Raw genomic sequence first — 889 nt, forward strand, 5'->3', positions numbered from 1 at the left:
CGAGCGCGCCGAGGCGGTGCTGCCGACCACCGGCAACCCGACCGAACTCAAGACCGCGCTCGGCTTCGGCGCCGTCTACGCGCTGGTGCTGCTGGCCGCGGCCTGGCTGTCGGACTTCGCCGGCAATCGCGGCCTGTACGTGCTGGCCTTCGTGTCCGGCCTCACCGACGTCGACGCGATCACGCTGTCCAGCCTGCGCCTGTACGCGCTCGAGCGCCTCGAGCTGATCGCCACGGTCACCGCGGTCGGCATCGCCATGCTCGCCAACCTCGGCTTCAAGCTCGGCCTCGCCGCGGCGATCGGCGGCCGCGCCCTCGCGCTGCGCGCCGCCGCCGGCATGGTCAGCGTCGCGCTCGGCCTGCTCGCCGGCCTGGCCTGGGTGGGACTCGGCTAGCCCGCATGGGATTCTCGCGCCTGCCGCCTGCCGCCTGCCGCCTACCGCCTACCGCCCCGAGCAATGCCCCCCGGAGGCCGCCTGCCCGCTGCCGAGCGCGATCGGCGGCGGCTCCACGCGGATGTTGCTGCTGCTCGCGGTGTCGAGCACGAGCAGGCCGAGGGCGACCAGCCAGAAGATCGCGAAGCCGGTGCGGAAGAGTCTTTCCTTGTCCATGTCTTCCTCCCTACGCACCGACGCGGCGGCGGATGCGCACGCCGACGATGGAGCCGGCGAAGGCGAGCGCGAACCACACCCAGCCGTGCAGGCTGGCCGAGGCGATGCCGCCCAGGTAGGCGCCGACGTTGCAGCCGAAGGCCATGCGCGCGCTGTAGCCCATCACCAGCCCTGCCACGGCAGCGGCGGCGAGCCGGCGCCCCGAGGGCGCGGTGAACTTCGGCGCGCCGTTCCAGCGCGAGGCGGCGATCGCGCCGTAGATCAGGCCGATGTTGGTCA

The 889-nt window shown here is 73.3% G+C and carries 3 protein-coding genes; 1 reads left to right on the top strand and 2 read right to left on the bottom strand.

All coding sequences use genetic code 11. From position 1 onward, the window contains the following. On the top strand, positions 1–394 hold a 394-nt coding region (locus JNK74_28240), incomplete at its 5' end, for a DUF4010 domain-containing protein (GenBank protein ID MBL7650078.1). 48 nt (positions 395–442) lie between these two features. On the opposite strand, the gene JNK74_28245 is transcribed toward JNK74_28240, so the two are convergent. Both JNK74_28245 and JNK74_28250 read right to left on the bottom strand, forming a co-directional pair. Further along, the gene (locus tag JNK74_28245) at positions 443–610 is read right to left on the bottom strand and encodes a hypothetical protein (GenBank protein ID MBL7650079.1); all 168 of its coding nucleotides are present in this window, start codon (positions 608–610) and stop codon (positions 443–445) included. 10 nt (positions 611–620) lie between these two features. Then, the coding region (locus tag JNK74_28250) for a YeeE/YedE family protein (protein ID MBL7650080.1) at positions 621–889 on the bottom strand (269 nt) is incomplete at its 5' end.

The sequence above is a fragment of the Candidatus Hydrogenedentota bacterium genome (assembly GCA_016791475.1).
In the GTDB taxonomy this organism is placed as follows: domain Bacteria; phylum Hydrogenedentota; class Hydrogenedentia; order Hydrogenedentales; family JAEUWI01; genus JAEUWI01.

Excerpts from the sequence above, each read along its gene's own strand:
- JNK74_28245 (MBL7650079.1), bottom strand. The coding sequence starts at position 610 with ATGGACAAGGAAAGACTCTTCCGCACCGGCTTCGCGATCTTCTGGCTG.